11 protein-coding genes are annotated in these 16,406 nt (G+C 57.3%); 5 read left to right on the top strand and 6 right to left on the bottom strand.

The window, feature by feature from the left end:
- Positions 1 to 138 precede the first annotated feature (138 nt).
- Positions 139 to 2,832, bottom strand: coding sequence for a GIN domain-containing protein (locus J4D97_RS07800; protein ID WP_208307089.1), 2,694 nt, complete (start codon positions 2,830 to 2,832; stop codon positions 139 to 141).
- 51 nt (positions 2,833 to 2,883) lie between these two features.
- Positions 2,884 to 3,237, bottom strand: a complete 354-nt coding sequence (locus tag J4D97_RS07795) for a PadR family transcriptional regulator (protein WP_185280578.1) — start codon at positions 3,235 to 3,237, stop codon at positions 2,884 to 2,886.
- A gap of 305 nt (positions 3,238 to 3,542) precedes the next feature.
- Between J4D97_RS07795 and J4D97_RS07790 the strand changes: the two genes are divergently transcribed.
- Together J4D97_RS07790 and J4D97_RS07785 are read left to right on the top strand one after the other, a co-directional pair.
- The gene (locus tag J4D97_RS07790) at positions 3,543 to 4,646 is read left to right on the top strand and encodes a PorV/PorQ family protein (RefSeq protein ID WP_208307088.1); all 1,104 of its coding nucleotides are present in this window, start codon (positions 3,543 to 3,545) and stop codon (positions 4,644 to 4,646) included.
- A gap of 44 nt (positions 4,647 to 4,690) precedes the next feature.
- Complete coding sequence (locus J4D97_RS07785) at positions 4,691 to 9,205, top strand: C25 family cysteine peptidase (protein WP_208307087.1); 4,515 nt, start codon at positions 4,691 to 4,693, stop codon at positions 9,203 to 9,205.
- A gap of 150 nt (positions 9,206 to 9,355) precedes the next feature.
- On the opposite strand, the gene J4D97_RS07780 is transcribed toward J4D97_RS07785, so the two are convergent.
- The 3 genes from J4D97_RS07780 to J4D97_RS07770 all read right to left on the bottom strand — a co-directional run bounded on the left by J4D97_RS07780 (position 9,356) and on the right by J4D97_RS07770 (position 12,245).
- Positions 9,356 to 9,841 carry a dihydrofolate reductase gene (locus J4D97_RS07780; protein ID WP_208307086.1) on the bottom strand — a complete coding sequence of 162 codons (486 nt, stop codon included), beginning with the start codon at positions 9,839 to 9,841 and terminating at the stop codon, positions 9,356 to 9,358.
- A gap of 140 nt (positions 9,842 to 9,981) precedes the next feature.
- Entirely contained in the window at positions 9,982 to 10,929 is a 948-nt protein-coding gene (gene fmt, locus J4D97_RS07775) for a methionyl-tRNA formyltransferase (RefSeq protein ID WP_208307085.1), read from the bottom strand.
- A gap of 95 nt (positions 10,930 to 11,024) precedes the next feature.
- Positions 11,025 to 12,245, bottom strand: coding sequence for an exo-beta-N-acetylmuramidase NamZ family protein (locus tag J4D97_RS07770; protein WP_208307084.1), 1,221 nt, complete (start codon positions 12,243 to 12,245; stop codon positions 11,025 to 11,027).
- Between the two features lie 50 nt (positions 12,246 to 12,295).
- Here J4D97_RS07770 and J4D97_RS07765 point away from each other — a divergent pair, with 50 nt between their 5' ends.
- A complete protein-coding gene (locus J4D97_RS07765; protein WP_208307083.1) occupies positions 12,296 to 13,513 on the top strand; it encodes an ABC transporter permease in 1,218 nt (405 codons plus the stop codon).
- Positions 13,514 to 13,667: 154 nt separating this feature from the next.
- Here the strand turns inward: J4D97_RS07765 and J4D97_RS07760 are convergent, their stop codons facing one another.
- On the bottom strand, positions 13,668 to 14,363 hold the full coding sequence (locus J4D97_RS07760; protein ID WP_208307082.1) for a peptidoglycan DD-metalloendopeptidase family protein: 696 nt from the start codon (positions 14,361 to 14,363) through the stop codon (positions 13,668 to 13,670).
- A 202-nt stretch (positions 14,364 to 14,565) separates the two neighbouring features.
- On the opposite strand from J4D97_RS07760, the gene J4D97_RS07755 reads away from it, so the two are divergent.
- Both J4D97_RS07755 and J4D97_RS07750 read left to right on the top strand, forming a co-directional pair.
- On the top strand, positions 14,566 to 15,678 hold the full coding sequence (locus tag J4D97_RS07755) for a ferredoxin--NADP reductase (RefSeq protein ID WP_208307081.1): 1,113 nt from the start codon (positions 14,566 to 14,568) through the stop codon (positions 15,676 to 15,678).
- 31 nt (positions 15,679 to 15,709) lie between these two features.
- Positions 15,710 to 16,348, top strand: a complete 639-nt coding sequence (locus J4D97_RS07750) for an NUDIX hydrolase (protein WP_208307080.1) — start codon at positions 15,710 to 15,712, stop codon at positions 16,346 to 16,348.
- Positions 16,349 to 16,406: the final 58 nt, after the last annotated feature.

The following is a 16,406-nucleotide window of genomic DNA, read 5'->3' as shown; positions in this document are numbered from 1 at the left end:
CCCTTTGCCCTTCCGTTGCAGCGGGGTAGGGAAAGGACTTTCTCGGGTCACGGGCTCACTCACCACAAACCAGCGACCCACTGACGGATTGTACTAGGGTAGATGGCGGTAGCCGCCAAAGCGTTGCCTGAACGATAGTTATTCGCGGATAGGAACCAGGGAGGAGCCACGGCTTACTTCCTTGGAGATGCGGCTGGGGTTGCCGGCATATTGCACCTCGCTGGCACCGCTGAGGTCTACTTTCAAGCGTTCCTGCACGCGGGTTTTAGCGTTGCTTGCCCCCGATAGGTCAAAGTCGGCAGTGCGCGCGGTCATGCCCAGCGCGTCTATCTCACAGGCGCCGGAGCCATCCACGACCAGGTCGTTGGTTTGGCCGCGCAGGTGGGTTTGGCAAGCGCCACTCAGGTCCAGCGACAGGCGCGTTGCGTTTACATCGAGGGTGGCGGCGCAGGCACCGTTTTGCTCCACGTTCAGATTGCGGGCGTCGCGGAAACCGGCTACATCGGCCTGGCAAGCGCCGTTCAGCTCCAGTTTATCTAGGGTAGGCATTGTCACGCGTACCAGCACGGGGTTGCGGTTGCCTTTCCAATTCGACCAAAACCCGCGCTGTTGGTGCCGAATCAAGAGTTCGTCGCCGCTGGTTGACACCTGCAAATCGCGCAGGTCGCGGTCTTCGCCGGCTGCTTCTATCTTAAACTCGCTACCCTGGCGCACCAATACCCGGTAGGCGCCGTTGGCTTGAATGGTGTGGAAATCGGTGAAGGAATACGTGCGGCGGCCGTCGCCGTAGGAACTGAAATCGGTTGGAAAATCTGCCTTCGGGATGTCAATGTTCACTTTCACATTGCCGTTTTCATCGGTATCAGTATTGATACGAACACCACCTTCGGATTCGTTGACGCGCACGTCTATGCCGTCATTCTCATCGGTGTCCTGCTCGTCATCATTGGTGAAATCAGAATCAGCACACTCAAGGCAGTGCAGTTGGGTGCCAATGAGTTCGTAGGTGTGTGTGTCCGCGTTTTCAGGCTTTTCGTTGTTCACGAAGTTTTCGCTGTCCAGACGGTTCGCAAACTCCTTGCTCAGGCGGTAGCGCTTGTTTTGGGGTAGGCGCAGCGTCACGTCCAGATCCTGGTCGCGGAAGCGGGCATCGGGTTGAAACGTGAAGAAATCATCGAGTACCAGTGTGGCGTTGTCGGTGGCGCGAGCGGTGTAGCGGATAGAGGTGCTGGCCGTACGAATGGCTTCCTGCTCCGTGGCGCCGCGCGCCGAAAGGTACTTCACCAGTTCCACCACTTGCCCGCTGTCGGCTTCTGTCAGGTTTAGATCCACCCATTTGTGGCCATCGTTGTGCGTGGTATGGTTGTCGAGCAGGATGGTGCCGGCCGTGAGGGTAGGGAACCGCTCGGTCTGCGTCACCTCGCCTTCCATCTGGAAGTCGCGGCTGATGCGCACACCGGCTGCGCTGGCCCCTACCACGCTCAGTAACCACAGCCCTAGTAGGGAAAGGCCTGCAATGCGGCTCAGAACAGGCCGGCGCAAAATCAGCCCCAAGCCCAGCAGGAACATGGCCAACACCGGAATGGCCCCGGCGGCATAGAAGGCCAGCAGCGCCCACGAAGGCACGCTATTGGTGAACAGGTAGGGAGGAAATGGACCGGTATGGATGAAGCCTTGCGACTCGGGCAACACGCCCAGACCCACGCCCAGTGCAATGGTGAAGGCCAGCAAAAAGCCAAACCCAGTTATTACTAGCAGTGCCCCAGCTACTACCCGAATCAAGGTGCCCACAAAGCCCACAGCAGGACGCAGATTGCGGCCGGCGCCTTCAATGAACGTACCGATAGGACGGCTACCGGGCGTAACAGCGCCTTCTTCCGAAGCACGCAGGTTGCTGTCTAAGGCAGAGAGCGTCACGGCATCGCCACGCATCCGAAGACGGTCGGAGGCCGTTTTGGCCTCCGGTACCAGAATCCACAGAATGATGTAGAGGATGAACGTGAATCCTCCCACGAAAAGGCCTGCTAGCAACAACACCCGAATCAAGACAACATCGGTACGGAAGTAGGCCGCCAAACCAGCCGACACGCCGCCGATTTTACCGCTGTCAACGTCGCGGTAGAGCTTGCGGAAGTTGGGGTCTTCATCGCTCAGCACATTATCGTAGCGCTTGGGCAGTGCAATCCAGAGCACTATGTAGGCAATTACAGAGAAAGCCGATAGTTTTTCGCCCAACTCATCCAGCCAGCTGATATCGTCGAGAACAGGACCAGCGAGCAACACCCCTACAAACGCCAGCCGGAACCACAGCGGGTTGACGGTGAAGTAGCGGCCCAGGCCGGCGGCTACCCCAGCCACCTTGCGGTTGGCCATGTCGCGGGAGAGGCGGCGGGGTTCGTCGGTAGCGGCGGTGGCATTGCCAGGGTCAGCGGCATTTTTTGTGCTGCCGGTGTAGGCCCGGCCGCTGGCGCTGTTTGTGCTGCTGCCTGTAGTGCCGGTGTAGAAGCCTTCGGCGGTGCCGCTGGCCACGGCCGAGGCCAGAATTTCTTCGTCTTCCTCGGCCTCATCGGCTGCCTGAAAATCGCGTACGCGGCCCATCTTCGCTACCATCTGCTCCACGTCTTCCAGCGAAATAATCTGCTTGCTGGGCGAAAGCCGCGATACAAACAGCTCGGCAATGCGGCTCTCAATGTCGGCCACGATTTCTTCGTGTCCGCGGTAGCCAGAGAAGTGGGCTTTCACCTCGGCCAGGTAGCGGCCAAGGACTTCGTATCCATCTTCCTCGATGTGGAAGATGATGCCCTGAAGGTTGATGCTGATGTTCTTTTTCATCTCAGTGCTGCAACTAGTTCAAGTGAAAGGGAGTGGGGAGAGGGAGGCGGACTAGGCCGCGTCGGAGGAGGGGGTAGGCGAGTGAGAGCGGATAATCCGAATGGACTCCTCTACTTCCTCCCAGGTCAGGCGTAGCTGGTGCAGAAACTCCTGCCCGGCCAGCGTGAGCGTGTAGTACTTGCGGGGCGGCCCGCTCGTCGATTCCTTCCAGGTATAATCCAGAAGGGCGGCATTCTTGAGGCGGGTGAGCAGCGGGTAGAGGGTGCCCTCCACCACAATCATGCGGGCTTGCGTGAGCTCCTCCAACATGTCGGAGGCATACACCTCGCCGCGGGCAATGATTTCCAGGATGCAGAATTCCAGAATGCCCTTCCGCATCTGCACTTGGGTGTTCTCTACTTTCATGGGCTGAGGACAGATATCGGTGAAGAATGAGACAAAGGTAACAGAAGGTACTATGTAACACAAGGTACTGTGTAAATATATTTTTGGTTGTTATTTCAGAAGAATTTTTTGTTTGGAAATGAGAAGCTATACCTAGTGTATTAATTGCCAAACGCTCTGACTATCAGTTAAGAAAGCACAACACTATGCATCGGCCCGATTTGTGCTAAACGCCAGTTGGTCGTTTTTGCCGAAAGCGCATAAGAATGAAGTAACTTGCGTTTCGGTCGTGGTCACGGCTTGCCATTTTACCCTAGTAGGTTACTATGATGCACTTCTCCCGTTTCGCTACTCTCGGGTTGTTATTATCTGGGTTAGCCTTGGGGCAAACTGTTAAGGCTCAGAGCACAACGCCAAAATACAGCAACGAATTTCTGAATCTTGGCGTGGGTGGCCGGGCGCTGGGTATGGGCAATGTGCAGGTGGCTCTAGCCTCCGATGCCACCGCTGGCTACTGGAACCCGGCTGGCCTCACGCAGCAAAAAAATAAGTACGACGCCGTGCTCATGCACTCCGAGCTGTTCTCGGGCATCATCAAAAACGACTACGCAGCTTTCTCCATGCCCCTCGACGAGCAGAGCGCCATCGGCGCTAGCCTCGTGCGGCTGGGGGTAGACGATATTGCCGACACGCGCAATCTGGTGAACGAGTACGGCCAGATCGACTATGGCCGCATCACCTACTTCTCCATCGCTGATTATGCCATGCTGCTGTCCTACGCCCGCAAAATCGGGAGCGTGGAGGGCTTGTCGGTAGGGGCGAATGCCAAGATCATCTACCGCAATGTGGGCGATTATGCCAATGCCTGGGGCTTTGGTATTGACGCAGGCGTGCAGTACAACCACGCCGGCTGGCAACTGGGCCTGATGGCCCGCGACATTACCACTACCTACAACGCCTGGTCCATCAATGCCGACAAGTTTCGGCAGACGCTGGTGCCCGGCGAGGCCATGCCTAAGGGCGGCCCCGAGGTAACGCTGCCCCGTTTCATCCTGGGCGCCGCCCGCCTGATTAAGCTGCCAGGTGAGTTCACAGCCCTACCGGCCCTAGACCTGGAAATGACCACAGATGGCCAGCGCAACACCCTAATTTCGTCCAGCGCCGTGAGCATCGACCCGCGCGCAGGTATTGAAATTGGGTACAGCAACTTGGTGTACCTACGCGGTGGGGTAGGAAATTTTCAGAAGATCAAGTCCTTCAAAAGTACCACGCAGGAAGATTGGCACGCCCAGCCCAGCCTGGGGGTAGGGGTGGCCCTCAGCGGCCTGCGCCTCGATCTGGCCCTCTCGCGCCTGGCCGTGGAAAACACGGGCGGCAGCGCTTCCCAGACCAACTCTGTTATCGTGTCGCTGGGCTACGGCTTCAAATAAACGCGACTTCGACTTTTAGCTACATGATAGATTATTTGGTTTCTATGAAACACGCATACGTTTGGAAGGTACGTGGGCTGTGGCAACGCTTGTTATTGGTGTTGGTGTTTCTGCTGGGCGCTCAGCAGCTGCTAGCCCAGTCCGGAGCCTACGGCAACGAATGGATTGTGCCCGGGCAGCAGTATTACAAGATACAGACCGTGCGCGACGGCCTCTACCGTCTCGACAATGCCTACCTCGCACAAGCTGGCATTAATGGAGTAAATCCCAGTCAGTTTCAGCTGTGGCGGCGCGGTCAGCAAGTGGCTATCTACGTGGGCGGCAACGCCACCACGCAAGATGCCAGCACCTATATTGAGTTCTTTGGGCAGGGCAACGACGCCAAGCTAGACCGCGGTATGTATAAGAGGGCGATTGATCAAGCACAACCCTATTACAGTCTCTTCACTGACACGGCTGCGTATTTTTTGACGTGGTCGGGCGTTACCCAAGGTAAGCGTATGACTCAGCCAACGCCTGCCGTGCCAGGTATGGCCGCACCGTATTGGCTTCGACCCGAGTTGCAGATACACGGCTATGATTATAACAACGTAGATGAGGTAAGCTCTGTATTTCAGCCTTGGGGTGAGCCTTCAGAGGGCTTCTTCTCAGGACAGATCAATACAGGCGGCTACACTTTTTCCGTAGGTACAGAGCAGCGAAAAGGTGGTAATGCACAACTGGAAGTGCGCCTAGCGGGTAGCTCTAGAGTTGGGCACGTTGTTGAAATGGCAATTGAGCAGCCAGGCGGTACTCGGCGTTTGTTAGGCACCGAGCGTTTCAATACGTATGAAAATAGAGTAGTAAAGTATGTCTTACAACCAGCAGATATACAACCCAATGGGACTGTACGTGTACAGATAAAGCCAACCGCAGCAGGGGATGTTGTTCGGATTGCATATATCAAAATTACATATCCACAAACTGCACGCTGGATAGCCAGCCGCGAGAGTCGTTATTTCACAAACGACTCTACGTTGAATGCGCCGGCTTACTATGTACTCGATAGCATTCCAGGCAGCGTATATGGATATGATGTAACGGATCCTTATAGCGTACAGCGCATTACAGGCACGGTCACTACTAGTACAAGACGAGGTTTCTACTTCCCAACTGCCAGTAGCAATAATACTAGGCAGTTGCTATTGGCAGATACTGAAAAACCTTTGAAGCCCACCCTACCGGCTCGACGCGTCAATTTCGTCTCGTTGCAGCCTGCAGCCGCTGATTTTATCATTATTACGAGTCCTGTAATGATGCAGGCGGCGGGAGGGACGCCTAATGCAGCCCAGGCATATGCCGACTACCGGGCCTCCACTATCGGCGGTAAACATGATGTGCTGATGGTAACCAGCCAGCAGTTGTTTGATCAGTTTCATTACGGAGAAAAATCGCCGCTGGCACTACGGCATTTCACTCTGTGGATGCTCACGGATAAAAGTCGGGAGAAATACTTGCTGCTATTAGGAAAAGGATACTCTGTTAGTCAGAGAGAAGGTGATTACGTACGTAACATACCCGGTGTTGATCATGTGCCGACTAGCACGCGCGCGGTGTCGGATTTGTTTTACTCTGCTGATTGGGAAAACAATAACTATGTGGGTGGTTTAGCCACCGGCCGTATTGTGGCTAGAAATGCCCAAGAGGTGATGAACTACCTCAATAAGCTGAAAGACCACGAAGCATTGGGCGTAGAAGGGTGGCGAAAAAATGCTGTGAATATGGTAGGCGGCCAAAATGTTGCCGACTATTCAGAATTCAACAGCTATATGGAGAAATATAAACAGCTAATAGAAGCGCCGTGCTTTGGTGGGAAAGTAATTAAGACCTATCGACGCTCGGAACTTGGCACAGTTGGCTCATTCCCGGTCGGTGTGAGCATTGCTGACGAACTGAACAAGGGCGTGTCGCTACTCACGTATTTTGGACACGGTTCGCCCTCCGTTCTTGATGTTGACTTTGGAAACATCAATGACGCCACGAAAAATTATCGGAACAAAGGGAAGTATCCAGTGATGTTCGTAAACGGTTGCTCTGCGGGCAACGTGTTCGTTTTCTATTATGCTTTTAGCTCAGAATGGGTGTTAGCACCCGACAAAGGTTTTGTGGGCTTCATGTGCGAATCGGGTTTTGGCTTCTCCAACGACTTGGACGAAAGCCAAACGCTGATGTACAAATTACTACTTAATGACCCGGCTTGGTATGGTAAGCCCGTAGCGCGGGTGTGGAACGAGGTGGCGCGGCGCTTGCAGCCTATTGCGCAGTACAGCCCCTCCACGGCATCTGGCCTAATGTGCACCATCTGGCAGGGCGACCCAGCCCTACGGCTATTCTCACCCGCCAAGCCCGATCTGGTCATCACCAATGACAGTCTGCACATCCCGGCTGCGGCCAATGGGCAGCCCGTGCTAGCTTCGGCAGAGTCGTTTAAGCTCGTTATTAATGCGGGCAACCTAGGGAATCTATGCGGTGCCGAGAAAGTGGACGTTTGCGTGACGCGCAAGTACCCCGCTGCCTCTGGCCGCAAAGACGACGCTTACAGCTTCTCCTTCACCTCTACCCAGCGCGACAACACCTACACGGTAGACATTCCGAATACGGGCGATGTATTTGGCGAAAATACATTTGTTGTGAAGCTCGATTGCAACAACCTGACTGATGAGCTGGATGAGACCAATAACGAAGCACAGCTGAAGTACAACTTCCTGCGGGGCGGCGTTACGGCTCTTACGCCCACAGAGTTTGCTGTTGTGCCCTCGGGGGCGGTGCGGCTGGTGGGGCAGAGCAATCTGCTGAGTGCTGAGCCACGGCTGTTTGATATGGAGCTGGATACGGTGCCTACCTTCAACAGCCCCTTGGTACAGCGCAACAACACGGTTTCGGGGCGGCAGCTGGCCAGTTGGGCAGCTACTGTGCCTACCATTGCCGGGCGCGACAGTGTGGTGTGGTACTGGCGCCTGCGCCTGCAAACGCCACAGTCTGAAGAAAGTAATGCCTGGGCTACCAGCTCGTTCCGGGTGATTCCGGGTAGTGCGGGTGGGTGGTCGCAGAGCCATTACGGGCAATTTGAGCGCAACACGCAGCAGCGCGTAACCGTGGCGGCGCCCAATGGCCGTTGGAGCTTCGCGGAGGCCGATGGCGGTAGTGGGGTAGTAACTTCTACCCTCATCGGGCCGGCGCAGCAGTGGACCACTCTGTTTCATACCGTACGCACGCAGGAAAACGACAGCTACACATTGCGTCTGCTGGGCGTAGATGCTACAGGTGCTACCACCGTACTGAATCCTGATGTCACTAGCCGCGCCCACTCGCTGGCCGATGTATCTGCTGCGCGCTATCCCTACCTGCAACTGCAAGTGATACTGCGCGATACCCTTAACCACACTGCACCGCAGCTCAAGCAGTTGTTGGTAACGTACCAGGACGTGCCCGAAGGCGTGATACGCCCTGATTTGGCTGCCACGGATGCCTACACAGCCGCCACGCTCACTAAACAGGCTACTAGCGGCACGCTTAGCTTCCCGGTATACTTCCAGAATATTTCTACCACGGATTTTGGTACACCGCTGAAGGCGGAGGTTACTCTGCGGGATGCTGCCAACCGTACCAGCACTACGCTGGTAGAATACAAAGGAGGCGTACTGAAAGCCGGAGAAACTGCTAAAATTGACGTGACAGCCAACGTAGTGAACCTGGCTACCGGCGTCGTGACGGGCTCCATGAACGTAAACCCCCGCCTGCTGCCCGAGCAGTACTACTTCAACAACCAACTCGTGCTGCCAAACTTCAACGTGAACAATAGCAGCACGCCGCCTACCCTCGATGTGGCCTTTGATGGGCAGCACATCTTGAATGGTGACATCGTATCGCCCTCACCGGTGGTAACGGTGCAGCTGCAAAACAACAACCTGCTACGGCCGGTGAAGGAAGCTAGCAACTTCAGCCTGTTTCTGGTGAAGCCGGGTGAAAGCAATGCCACGGAAATTAATATGAACTCATCGGCGGTGGCCTTTCTGGCCGATTCGGCGAAGGGACTGGCGCGCATTGAGTACCGCCCCAGCACAGCGCTAGCCGATGGTAAATACACGCTCATCGCGCAAGGCCGCGACGCCTCCGGTAGCGCGGCAGGCAGCCAGGAATACCGCGTGACGTTCGAGGTTATCAACGAATCGACCATCACCAACGTGTATCCCTACCCTAACCCCATGACCAGCAAGGCCAAGTTTGTCTTCACGCTGACTGGGGCGCAGGTGCCGCGCAATATGAAGATTCAGATTTTGAGTCTCACGGGCCGAGTAGTACGGGAAATCATGATGGCCGAGCTTGGTCCGTTGCGCATCGGTAACAACATCTCCGATTACGCCTGGGACGGTACCGACGAGTTCGGCGACCGGCTTGCCAACGGCACCTACCTCTACCGCGTGGTACTCGACGACCCCAACAAAGACTTCCAGCACCGCACCACCGCCGGCGACAAAGCTTTCAAGAAAGACTGGGGTAAAATCGTGCTGTTGCGGTAGCGAGTGACTGAATAACAGTAGCCTGTCATCCTGAGCTTGCGAAGGACCTTCTCACGGTAGAACGAGTCGTTAGTACGATAATCGTTCAACTGGCATAAGGTCCTTCGCAAGCTCAGGATGACAGGCTACTGTTATTCATTCAGCCACTCCCTACCTCCTCCGCAACGTCACAAAGCTGTAGGGGAAGGCGTGCTTGAGGTCGGGCTCGTGTCGCTCGCGGGTTTCTTCCTGCCATTCGGTGCGGTTGAGGTCGGGGAAAAGGGCATCGCCCTCTACGGTTTGGTGTACCTCCGTGAGGAAAATAGTGTCGGCGGCGGGTAGAGACTGCCGGTAGATTTCAGCTCCGCCAATGATGAAAATATCCTCGTCGAAAGTCTGGGCTAGTTCCACCGCGGCGGGTACGGAATTGGCCACCTCGCAGCCTGCGGGCTGCCAGTCCGCTTGCCGCGTCACCACGATGTTTTGCCGGTTGGGCAAGGGCTTGCCGATCGACTCAAACGTGCGACGGCCCATTACAATGGGGTGACCTGAAGTGAGTTGCTTGAAATGCTTGAGGTCGTTGGGCAGGTGCCAGGGTAAGGTATTGTCTTGGCCTATAACGCCGTTTTCGGCTACGGCTACGATGAGGGCTATCATGAGGTAAGGTGGTGAAGTGGTGAACAAAATACGCGTGTCATCCTAAGCTTGCGAAGGACCTTGTGCTTGCAGAACGAGGCATTCTTACGCCTGCTGTTCTTTCGTGAGAAGATCCTTCGCAAGCTCAGGATGACAGAACTTCACGACTTCAACAGTTCACTGTTAAACCCACGCAGAAAGTCCTGTATGGGCATGCGTTTTTTACCTTCCAGTTGCACGTCAAGTAGGTCGAGCATGCCAGCCGTAGTGGCAATGCGCAGGTAGGTGCGGCCATCGGTGGCCCAGGAACCGGGTACGGCGGGCTGGGGCGTGATGGCCTCCTCGGGCGTCACCACGCGGGCGCGGAAGATTTTTAGCGTGCGCCTATCGGGCAACTGCGTGAAAGCTGTGGGGAAGGGCGACAGGCCGCGAATGCGGTTCACCAACGCCAGCGCGGGCTGCTGGAAATCTAGTCGGCCGGTTTCCTTGCTGATTTTGGGAGCTGTGCGTAGGGTAGGGCTGTGTGATTGGGGCGTGGTGGGTACGTTGCCGGCTGCTACGGCCTGCACCGTACGTAGGGCCAGCGCCGCCCCGGCTACTTTCAGCTTTTCGTAGAGCGAGCCGAAGTCGTCCTCGGGCTTAATGTCGACCACATCCTGCAAAATCAGGTCGCCGGTGTCAATTTCGTGTTGCAGGAAAAAGGACGTGACGCCGGTTTGGGTTTCGCCCTCAATAAGTGCCCAGTTGATGGGCGCCGCGCCCCGGTACTGAGGTAGGAGCGAAGCATGAATGTTCAAAGAACCCAAACGAGGCATGGCCCACACGGCCTCGGGCAGCATCCGAAACGCTACGACCACCTGCAAATCGGCGGCGTAGCTGCGCAGCTCTTCTTGAAAATCCGGCGATTTCAGGTTAGTAGGTTGTAGCACCGGCACGCCGTGCGCCACCGCTGCCTGCTTCACCGCCGACTCCTGGAGCTGTCGGCCACGTCCGGCGGGTTTGTCGGGCGCCGTTATCACGGCTACCACTTCGCAGCCGGGCCAGGTAAGCAGTGTTTCTAATGTAGGCACCGCAAAATCGGGCGTGCCCATGAAAATAATTCGAAGCATACAGGGTAGGGGCGCGTTGCACGCACCCATCGTTGAACAAAAGGTTTGAAAGGGGCTATGATGCAGCGCGGACGACGGGCGCCTGCAAGGCGCCCCTACGATTCAGGATACAGCAAATACTTTTTGCGCAGTTGCTTGTACTGGCTTAGCCCCGGTTCCCACGACTTACGGATTTCTGCCTCCGACTTACCGGCAATAATTTGCGGACGCAGCTCCTTGGTGCCAGCCAACCGCTCGAAGCCTTTGTTGAAGAATTGGTCTTTGGCGGTGCTTTGCTGGTAGAAATCAAGTAGGTAGCGAAGCGTGAAGCCTTCTACCTTCGCATCGTGCAGGTTCACACCGCGGCAGGTCTGACCTTTTTGCGGTGGATCGGTGGAGCCAGGGTTGGGGGTAGGCACAAACGTGAAGGGTCGCGAGGCCGGTTGTTTGGGGCTACCCAACACCTCGAACGGCGTGCTGGTGCCGCGGCCTACGCTCACATCGGTGCCCTCAAACAGGCACAGCGAAGGGTAGAGGGCCACGCTCTGCGCAGTGGGCAGGTTGGGCGAAGGCCGCACCGGCAACTCGTAGCGCGTGGCGTGGGTGTAGCCGGCTACCGGCACCACCGTGAGCTTGCACTGTACGCCGCCGGCCAGCCACTTCTCGCCGTTCAGCATCTGCGCCAGCTCGCCTACCGTGAGGCCGTGCACGATGGGTAGCGGGTCGAGGCCGACGAAAGACTTGAGGGCCGGGTCCAGCACAGGGCCGTCTACGTACCAGCCGTTGGGGTTGGGGCGGTCCAGCACCACCACTTCCTTACCCTGCTCGGCGGCGGCTTCCATCACGTAGTGCAGCGTGCTGATAAAGGTGTAGAAGCGTGTGCCCACGTCCTGGATGTCGAAAATCAACACATCCAGGTCTTGCAGCATTTCGGGGGTAGGTTTTTTGGTGGCGCCGTAGAGGCTGCGCACCGGCAGGCCGCTGCGGGCATCTTTGCCATCCTTGATGGTGGCGCCGTCGGCCGCCTCGCCCCGGAAGCCGTGCTCAGGCGCGAAAATCGTTTTCACGCCTACCCCCTGTGCCAGCAGCGTATCCACGAGGTAAGCCTGGCCCACGCGCGAAGTTTGGTTGACCACCAAGCCCACGCGTTTACCTTTCAGCTGGGGCACGTAGCGCCCAAACTGCGTAGCGCCTACCTGCAACGCGGGAGCCACAGGGGCTGTGCTAGCAGGCGCCGGCGGGGTAGGCGGAGTGACCGTTGCGGGCGGGGCGGGGCGGCTGCAATCGGTGGCGAGTAGGGCGAGGCTCAGCAGGCCGGGAAGAAAGGAAACTGTCATCACAAGAAAAGGGGCTAGAAAACTGCCCGCAGACGCGTAGCTTTACGGCAGTGAACGTCTCGCAGTACATATCCCACAAGATTGATGGGGCCGACTCAGGTTCTTTTACCTCGTCGGTGACAAAAATAGCCATTATCAGCATTGCCATGGGCTTGGCCGTGATGATTGTGTCATTTGCCATCTTGGAAGGCTTCCGCAACGAAATTCAGAATAAGATTTTCTCGTTCGGGGCGCACCTGCAAATCACCAAGTACGACACCAACAACTCCCTGGAGGTGGCGCCCATCAACGGGCAGCGGCTGACGCAGGAGTTGCGTACGTTTCCGCAGGTGAAAACCGTGCAGCCGTTTGCCATCAAAACGGCCATCATCAAAACCCGCGATGAGGTGCTGGGCGTGGTGCTCAAGGGCATCGACGAGCCGCAGGCCGGCAGCTCGCCCATGCGCCAGAACCTGGTGGCGGGCAAGTTTTTGACCTTTCCCGATACGACGGCCAGCGACGACGTGCTGCTCTCGCGCAAAGTGGCCGACAAGCTGCGCTTGAAGGTAGGCGACGAGGCGCTGTTCTACTTCATCCAGAACCCGCCCCGCATCCGGCGTTTCAAGGTCAGCGGCATCTACCAGACCGGCCTCGACGAGTTCGACGAGGTGTACGTCATTGGCGATATTCGGCAAATCCGTGACCTGCGCGCCTGGCCCGATTCGCTGGTGGGCGGTATGGAAGTGGTGCTGCGCGATTTTCAGCAGCTCAACCCGGTGGCCGACAATATGTACGAGCAGCTGCCCTACGACCTAAAGCTCGACAAAATCACGGAGCAATATCAGCAACTCTTCGACTGGCTGAAGCTGCTCAACCGCAACGTGGTTATCTTTCTGGTACTCATTATTGTAGTGGCAACGTTCAACATGATTGCCACCATCTTCATCATGATTTTGGAGCGTACCAACATGATTGGGGTGCTGAAGGCCATTGGGGCCACCGACAACCAGATTCGGAGCATGTTTTTCTTCCGCGGCCTGAGCCTCACGGTGCGTGGCATGCTGTGGGGCAACGTGATTGGGCTGGGATTCTGCGCGGTGCAGTACTTTTTCCACGTCATCCCCCTCGACCCCGAGAACTACTACATGGACCGTGTGCCGATTCACTGGGACCTGTTCATCATTGTGGTGCTGAACGTGGCCACCTTCTTGGCCTCGCTGCTGGCCGTGCTGGTGCCTACCTACCTTATCTCGCGGATTCGGCCGGTTACAGCCATCAAATTTGATTAGTGTAAGTCTTTATTCTGACACAAAGAGCCAGCCGCTGATTGCATTCAGCGGCTGGCTCTTTGTAATAAAGGCAAAGAGCCAGCTTTAAATGGGTTAGGGGGCCGTCATCAATCCAGGAACTCAATCGACTTTCCTACCCCCTATCCAACCAAACTTACAGCCATTGGCTTTGCAAAACCAGGTTGGGATCGGGGCAAAGCGCAGCCCACTGGTCACGCTCTGCCGGCGCGGCCACGCCGGGAAAGTCGCCCTGGCGGCCTTGCATATCAGCAATAATCTGAAAGTGCAGATGCGGCGGCCAGTCGCCATTTTCGGGCGGAGGGCCTACCTCCGCGAAGGTGTCGCCCTGGGCAACGGTCATGCCGGGGCGCAGCAGGGCCGTTTCGCGGCGGGTGAGGTGACCGTAGAGCGTATAGAAAACGGTGTCTTCGAGCTGGTGTTGCAGAATGATGGTAGGGCCGTAGTCGCCAAAGTTTGCGTTGTCGGCCAGGCTGTGCACTACGGCGTCGAGCGGCGCCAATACGGGCGTACCGGCGCGCAGCCACACATCCACGCCCAGGTGCAGGGAGCGGGCCGGAGCGCTGTCGTCGGCGAAGAGGGTAGGGCTGCGGCGGTAAATCACGCGGTTTTCGAGGTAGCCGCCTACCCCGATATCGGCCTGTTGAGCAGCCAGCAAACGCGCTACCAAGTCCGAAAAGGCATCCGTATCGCGCAGGTCGGCATCAGTTAAAAGCGGATTGGCAGCGGTGAAATCGAGGCGTGCCACATCGGGTGCGCTCAGGTCGACGGGGAGTACCGGCCCAAACTCGTGTTGGTGACGCTCCAATAGCTCGGCAAGGGGAGAAGGCATAGGGTATGAAGTGAATGTTGAAAGCAGGTAAGAAGAAAGAAGCTGAACTTAAAGGACGAATACAGTACCAGCGGTCCGCAAAGCACGTAAATACCAACAGAAGCTACGCCATCCGCCGGGGAATCCCGTACTTTGTGCCCCCCAAACGGTTGGCCCACGCCACCAGTGCTATATCGAATTCCCAGTTTCTAAGTTTACCAGCATGTCTTACCTCACGCTGAACGTCGTTGACCTCACCCAGGAAGCGCCCGACGCCGTTACCATCTACCTCGAAAGCCCCGACCGCCAGCCCATTGCCAGTCAACCCGGCCAGTTCCTGACCCTGATTCTGCCCTGCGGCCCCGGCGGCAAGAAAGAGCGCCGGGCCTACTCGCTCAGCAGCACCCCCGGCGAGGCCCCGCGCCTAGCCGTTACGGTGAAGCGCGTGGCTGGTGGCCTGGTCAGCAACTACCTCCTAGACACGGTGCGAGTAGGGCAGCAAGTAGAGGCCATGGCGCCGCTGGGCAACTTCACTCTGCAACCCAACCCCGGCGTGGCTCGCTCGCTGGTACTCGTTGGGGCCGGCAGTGGCATCACCCCGCTGATGAGCATCCTGAAAGCCGTGCTACGCGAAGAACCCCAGAGCCGCGTGCTGCTCGTGTACGGCAACCGTACCGAAGAATCGGTGATTTTCCGGCAGCAGCTGGCCCAGCTAGAGGCGCAGTCGGGTGGGCGCTTGCAGGTGGAGCACGTGTATAGCCAGCCGCACGCGCCCGCCAGCGGCAAGCCGCACCAGTACACCGGCCGCCTCAACCGTACCATGTTGCTGCGTATTCTGGAGCAGCGCCACACCAGCGCCTCGGTGCAGTCGGCAGAATATTACATGTGCGGCCCGGAGGGCATGATGACCGAAGCTCGCGCCGCCCTGGATCTGCTGGGCGTGCCGGCCGCGCAGATTCACCGCGAGAGTTTCGTGGCGGCTGCCGACTCGGCCGAAACCGCCGCTGCTCAGCCCAACGGCCACGGCGACGTATCGACGGCCGACGATGACGACGCCTCGGCTACCCGCAAAGTGACCGTGCAGTACGAAGGCAGCGAGTACCAGTTCGATGTAGCGCCCGACCAAACCATTCTGGAAGCGGCCCTCGACCTGGATATCGACCTGCCCTACTCTTGCCAAGCGGGCTTGTGTACCGCCTGCCGCGGCAAGTGCCTGAGCGGCAAAGTCCACCTGGATGAGCGCGAAGGGCTATCAGACTCCGAAATGGAAAAAGGCTACGTGTTGGTGTGCGTGGCGCACCCGCTCACCAAGGATGTCGTCATCGAAATAGATTAGCAGTCGAGCTAGCATTTGCCTACCTTCCACTATGGATACAACCACGTGGCTGACCGTTGCCCAGCGCTTGCAGGCGCTGGCGCAAACGGGTCTGGAATATTCAAAAGGTAGCCCTTTCGACTTGGAGCGGTACGCCGAAATCAGGGCGCTGAGCGTGCAGATGGTGGCCGGGCTGACAGAGGAGCCGCTGGAAAAAGTAACCGCCTTTTTCACTTCCGAAACTGGCTACCAAACTCCCAAGGTAGACGTGCGAACAGTCGTATTCCGGGGTACCGACGAGGTGTTGATGGTGCAGGAAAAAATGGACCACAACCGTTGGACCCTACCCGGCGGCTGGGCTGACGTGGGCCTGACGCCCTTCGAAGTAGCCGAAAAAGAAGCCGAAGAGGAAACCGGCCTGCACGTGCGCGCCGTGCGCCTGTTGGCTTTGTTCGACAAGAAGCAGCACTCGCACCCGCCGCAACCTTGGTATGTCTATAAATGTTGTATCCTGTGTGAGGTGGTAGGCGGCGAACTGGGCAACGATAACGTGGAAACCATAGGGGCCCGTTGGGTACGCGAAGCTGAGCTGGACAACCTTGACCTATCTACTGACCGTATTACCAGGTCGCAGCTAGCTACGCTGTTTGAGTTTGCCCGCCAACCCGGTAAGCCCACGCTTTGCGACTAAACCTACAGCCCCTGCCCGCGGTTACGTAGTATTGGCCTCACACAACCTTGCCAGGCCG

Origin of the sequence: Hymenobacter defluvii (assembly GCF_017589435.1) — a bacterium.
Taxonomy (GTDB): Bacteria; Bacteroidota; Bacteroidia; order Cytophagales; family Hymenobacteraceae; genus Hymenobacter; species Hymenobacter profundi.
The sequence above is the reverse complement of the archived record's forward strand: the minus strand, read 5'-3'. Positions and strand labels throughout refer to the sequence as shown.